Origin of the sequence: Seongchinamella unica (genome assembly GCF_004354085.1) — a bacterium.
GTDB classification, from domain to species: Bacteria; Pseudomonadota; Gammaproteobacteria; order Pseudomonadales; family Halieaceae; genus Halioglobus; species Halioglobus unicus.
This window is the reverse complement of record NZ_SMSE01000009.1, coordinates 1-6,061: the sequence shown is the minus strand read 5'-3', so window position 1 is coordinate 6,061 and position 6,061 is coordinate 1. Positions and strand designations below refer to the sequence as shown.

The 6,061-nt window shown below is 52.1% G+C and carries 2 tRNA genes and 3 rRNA genes; all 5 read right to left on the bottom strand.

Annotation, left to right across the window (positions count from 1 at the left end):
* Positions 1–156 precede the first annotated feature (156 nt).
* Positions 157–272, bottom strand: a 5S ribosomal RNA gene (gene rrf / locus E2F43_RS18965).
* A gap of 218 nt (positions 273–490) precedes the next feature.
* Positions 491–3,497 (bottom strand): 23S ribosomal RNA (locus tag E2F43_RS18960).
* A 339-nt stretch (positions 3,498–3,836) separates the two neighbouring features.
* A tRNA-Ala gene (locus E2F43_RS18955) sits at positions 3,837–3,912 on the bottom strand.
* Between the two features lie 119 nt (positions 3,913–4,031).
* Positions 4,032–4,108 (bottom strand) — tRNA-Ile (locus E2F43_RS18950).
* Positions 4,109–4,320: 212 nt separating this feature from the next.
* Positions 4,321–5,854: ribosomal RNA gene (locus E2F43_RS18945) — 16S ribosomal RNA — on the bottom strand.
* The 16S, 23S and 5S rRNA genes sit together here with 2 tRNA genes alongside, the layout of an rRNA operon.
* Positions 5,855–6,061 lie beyond the last annotated feature (207 nt).

Below are 6,061 nucleotides of genomic sequence, written 5' to 3'. Positions count from 1 at the left end.
ACGGGGTTTTTACTCTGACCCCAAATCTGCGGGTGCCTGGCAAGGGCCTGCCCCGCTTTACCGGGTTTGACCGTAGGTCATTGCCATGTGTAAAAGGCCAACCGACCCATAAAAAAATCCCGCCACTCTCAGAGTGACGGGATTTTAGGTTTAGGTGCCTGGCAATGACCTACTCTCACATGGGGAGACCCCACACTACCATCGGCGATGCAACGTTTCACTTCTGAGTTCGGGATGGGGTCAGGTGGTTCCATTGCTCTATTGTCGCCAGGCAAACTGGCTTGCTGTCGTTGGTCTCATGTCCTTGCGGACCGCCTCGTTTCAACAAATAGGGTGGTAAATTAAGCTGTCTGTTCTTCGGTGTAGTTAACACCATGACTCGATCACAACATGCCCTACAAGGATGTAGGGCCATCGACAATCGCCAGGAGCGATTCCGATGCCAACTGTCTTCTCTTGTGCACTCTCGTGCGCAAATAACTTGGATTATATGGTCAAGCCTCACGGGCAATTAGTACTGGTTAGCTCAACGCCTCACAACGCTTCCACACCCAGCCTATCAACGTGGTAGTCTTCCACGGCCCTTCAGGGGAATTAAATTCCCAGGGAGAACTTATCTTGGGAGGGGCTTCCCGCTTAGATGCTTTCAGCGGTTATCCTGTCCGAACATAGCTACCGGGCAATGCGTCTGGCGACACAACCCGAACACCAGAGGTTCGTCCACTCCGGTCCTCTCGTACTAGGAGCAGCTTCCCTCAATTCTCCAACGCCCACGGCAGATAGGGACCGAACTGTCTCACGACGTTCTAAACCCAGCTCGCGTACCACTTTAAATGGCGAACAGCCATACCCTTGGGACCGGCTTCAGCCCCAGGATGTGATGAGCCGACATCGAGGTGCCAAACACCGCCGTCGATGTGAACTCTTGGGCGGTATCAGCCTGTTATCCCCGGAGTACCTTTTATCCGTTGAGCGATGGCCCTTCCATACAGAACCACCGGATCACTAAGACCTACTTTCGTACCTGTTCGTCTTGTCAGACTCACAGTCAAGCGCGCTTGTGCCTTTACACTAACCTCATGATTTCCGACCATGATTAGCGCACCTTCGTGCTCCTCCGTTACTCTTTGGGAGGAGACCGCCCCAGTCAAACTACCCACCATACACTGTCCTCGATCCGGATCACGGACCTGAGTTAGAACCTCAACATTACCAGGCTGGTATTTCAAGGTCGGCTCCACAATGGCTGGCGCCACTGCTTCAAAGCCTCCCAGCTATCCTACACAAGTAAGGTCAAAGTCCAGTGTAAAGCTGTAGTAAAGGTTCACGGGGTCTTTCCGTCTAGCCGCGGGTACACTGCATCTTAACAGCGATTTCAATTTCACTGAGTCTCGGGTGGAGACAGTGTGGCCATCGTTACGCCATTCGTGCAGGTCGGAACTTACCCGACAAGGAATTTCGCTACCTTAGGACCGTTATAGTTACGGCCGCCGTTTACCGGGGCTTCGATCAAGAGCTTCTCCGAAGATAACCCCATCAATTAACCTTCCGGCACCGGGCAGGCGTCACACCCTATACGTCCACTTACGTGTTTGCAGAGTGCTATGTTTTTAATAAACAGTCGCAGCCACCTGGTCACTTCGACCAGCCTCAGCTTAGGGAGCAAGTCCCATCACCAAAGCCGGCGTACCTTCTCCCGAAGTTACGGTACCATTTTGCCTAGTTCCTTCACCCGAGTTCTCTCAAGCGCCTTGGTATTCTCTACCTGATCACCTGTGTCGGTTTACAGTACGGTTCCTCATTATCTGAAGCTTAGAAGCTTTTCTTGGAAGCATGGCATCAACCACTTCATCCGCAGCTCTCGCCTTGGACTCGTCATCAGCTCTCGGCCTTAGCAACCCGGATTTACCTAAGTCACCAGCCTACAACCTTAAACAGGGACAACCAACGCCCTGATGGTTTAGCCTTCTCCGTCCCTCCATCGCAATAATAAGAAGTGCAGGAATATTAACCTGCTTCCCATCGACTACGCATTTCTGCCTCGCCTTAGGGGCCGACTCACCCTGCGCCGATTAGCGTTGCGCAGGAAACCTTGATCTTCCGGCGGGGAGGTTTTTCACCCCCCTTATCGTTACTCATGTCAGCATTCGCACTTCTGATACCTCCAGCAAACCTCCCGGTTCACCTTCAACGGCTTACAGAACGCTCCTCTACCATGCGTGCAAGCACGCATCCGCAGCTTCGGTTACCAGTTTAGCCCCGTTACATCTTCCGCGCAGGCCGACTCGACTAGTGAGCTATTACGCTTTCTTTAAAGGGTGGCTGCTTCTAAGCCAACCTCCTAGCTGTCTAAGCCTTCCCACATCGTTTCCCACTTAACTGGTATTTGGGACCTTAGCTGGCGGTCTGGGTTGTTGCCCTCTCGACAACGGACGTTAGCACCCGCTGTCTGTCTGCCGTGATTGTACTCCTGGGTATTCGGAGTTTGCATGGGGTTGGTAAGTCGGGATGACCCCCTAGCCCAAACAGTGCTCTACCCCCCAGGGTAAGACACGACGCTCTACCTAAATAGATTTCGAGGAGAACCAGCTATCTCCGGGCTTGATTAGCCTTTCACTCCGATCCACAAGTCATCCCCTCATTTTTCAACATAAGTGGGTTCGGTCCTCCAGTGCCTGTTACGGCACCTTCAACCTGCTCATGGATAGATCGCCCGGTTTCGGGTCTAATGCCTGCAACTGTGTCGCCCTATTAAGACTCGGTTTCCCTACGCCTCCCCTATACGGTTAAGCTTGCTACAGACATTAAGTCGCTGACCCATTATACAAAAGGTACGCAGTCACCCCATCTTTAAACCATCTCTGCTTCTCTTGAGCGGTTGATCGTCGCTGCGCGACGCTAACCTAACCCAATCATCGATGGCCTCATCTACCATCGAAATGGTTTAAAGATGGGGCTCCCACTGCTTGTACGTACACGGTTTCAGGTTCTATTTCACTCCCCTCTCCGGGGTTCTTTTCGCCTTTCCCTCACGGTACTGGTTCACTATCGGTCAGTTGGTAGTATTTAGCCTTGGAGGATGGTCCCCCCATCTTCAGTCAAGATAACACGTGTCCCGACCTACTTGTCGCAAGCTCAGTACCACAACAGCGCTTTCGTGTACGGGGCTATCACCCTCTATCGCCGGACTTTCCAGACCGTTCCACTAGCACTACTGCTATCACTTGCAGGCTGATCCCCGGTCGCTCGCCGCTACTGGGGGAATCTCAATTGATTTCTGTTCCTAAGGGTACTTAGATGTTTCAGTTCCCCTCGTTCGCCCCTTTTACCTATGTATTCAGTAAAAGGTACCTGGCTTACACCAGGTGGGTTTCCCCATTCGGACATCTCCGGATCAAAGTCTGTTTGCCGACTCCCCGAAGCTTTTCGCAGGCTACAACGTCCTTCATCGCCTCCAACTGCCAAGGCATCCACCGTATACGCTTAGTCACTTGACCATATAATCGAAATTATCTGCTCAAGAAGACAATTCCCTGGCCCCCTTTGGCAAAGACCAGGTACTTAGTAGACATGCACCGATCAAAGTGCATGCCCGCCGGATGTTGTGACGCTTAAGTCACAGTGTTGTATTACAACTCGTCGTAGCAGCGGGGAATTGAAACCCGCCACTACAGAACAATTTTATCTATGAACCGTGTAACTCACCGATACCATCTGGTGCTTTACATCAGCTCAAAGACTCAGCTTAATTTACCTTGTTAAAGAACAATTCCGGTGTAAAACCAGAAACAAACACACAACATGCGCTTGTTTCTGACTTCAGTGATGCGTTGATATGGTGGAGCTATGCGGGATCGAACCGCAGACCTCTTCCGTGCAAGGGAAGCGCTCTCCCAGCTGAGCTATAGCCCCAAAAAAATGTGTCAGCAATCACACTTTCCAGGTACGCCAAATTGTTTCAGATCAAGGCGTGGAATGGCGACGCATAGCCTGCTATGCGAGTCATTTCACAACGAAGAGCTGGGACAATTTGGTAGGCCTGGGCAGATTTGAACTGCCGACCTCACCCTTATCAGGGGTGCGCTCTAACCAACTGAGCTACAGGCCTATTTTAACTTGTCTGAACTCGCCCTGGCCGCGTTGCATCACTCGCTCAGTCGGTCACGTACTGCCTGTACGATCCCTCCTTCTCTCGCGCTGCGCCTTGCCAGACCAACCTCATCCTGCGTTAAAAACGCCAGAACTCGCGATTACTGTCGCATCAACCGAATAAGACAAAGACAAATGTGTGAGCACTTGAAAGGTAGCGTCACTATCGTTTAAGGAGGTGATCCAGCCCCAGGTTCCCCTAGGGCTACCTTGTTACGACTTCACCCCAGTCATGAATCACTCCGTGGTGATCGCCCTCCCGAAGGTTAGGCTAACCACTTCTGGAGCAACCCACTCCCATGGTGTGACGGGCGGTGTGTACAAGGCCCGGGAACGTATTCACCGTGACATTCTGATTCACGATTACTAGCGATTCCGACTTCATGGAGTCGAGTTGCAGACTCCAATCCGGACTACGAAACGTTTTGTGGGATTCGCTCCCCCTCGCGGGTTTGCTGCCCTCTGTGCGTTCCATTGTAGCACGTGTGTAGCCCAGGTCGTAAGGGCCATGATGACTTGACGTCGTCCCCACCTTCCTCCGGTTTGTCACCGGCAGTCTCCCTAGAGTTCCCACCATTACGTGCTGGCAACTAAGGACAAGGGTTGCGCTCGTTACGGGACTTAACCCAACATCTCACGACACGAGCTGACGACAGCCATGCAGCACCTGTATCAGCGCTCCCGAAGGCACCAATCCATCTCTGGAAAGTTCGCTGTATGTCAAGACCTGGTAAGGTTCTTCGCGTTGCATCGAATTAAACCACATGCTCCACCGCTTGTGCGGGCCCCCGTCAATTCATTTGAGTTTTAACCTTGCGGCCGTACTCCCCAGGCGGTCTACTTAGTGCGTTAGCTGCGCCACTAAAGAATCAAGTTCCCCAACGGCTAGTAGACATCGTTTACGGCGTGGACTACCAGGGTATCTAATCCTGTTTGCTCCCCACGCTTTCGCACCTCAGCGTCAGTATCGAGCCAGGAGGCCGCCTTCGCCACCGGTATTCCTCCACATATCTACGCATTTCACCGCTACACGTGGAATTCTACCTCCCTCTCTCGTACTCTAGTTAACCAGTATCGTATGCAGTTCCCAGGTTGAGCCCAGGGCTTTCACATCCGACTTAATTAACCACCTACGCGCGCTTTACGCCCAGTAATTCCGATTAACGCTCGCACCCTCCGTATTACCGCGGCTGCTGGCACGGAGTTAGCCGGTGCTTCTTCTAAAGGTAACGTCATAGTTACAGCGTATTAAACTGCAACCTTTCCTCCCAATTGAAAGTGCTTTACAACCCTAGGGCCTTCTTCACACACGCGGCATGGCTGCGTCAGAGTTGCCTCCATTGCGCAATATTCCCCACTGCTGCCTCCCGTAGGAGTCTGGGCCGTGTCTCAGTCCCAGTGTGGCTGATCATCCTCTCAGACCAGCTAAAGATCGTCGCCTTGGTGAGCCTTTACCCCACCAACTAGCTAATCTTACGCAGGCTCATCTGGTAGCGTGAGGCCCGAAGGTCCCCCACTTTCACCCTTAGGTCGTATGCGGTATTAGCATGCGTTTCCACATGTTGTCCCCCACTACCAGGTAGATTCCTACGCGTTACTCACCCGTCCGCCGCTGTACTCACCCCGAAGGGCTTTCTCGCTCGACTTGCATGTGTTAGGCCTGCCGCCAGCGTTCAATCTGAGCCATGATCAAACTCTTCAGTTTAATCTTTAACCTCTACCACCAAGGGCAAGAGGAGATGTTTACGTGGTTAACCCCACTTCAACATCCAAAATCTCGGCTCAGACACAATTCGAAATCAATGTTCCATAAAACTATGAATCAATGGTCACTTGTTGTGTCTGAATAGTCGTGATCAACTATCCCAACAAGTGCCCACACATCTGTCTTCGTCTTCTTGTTAAGCAACAC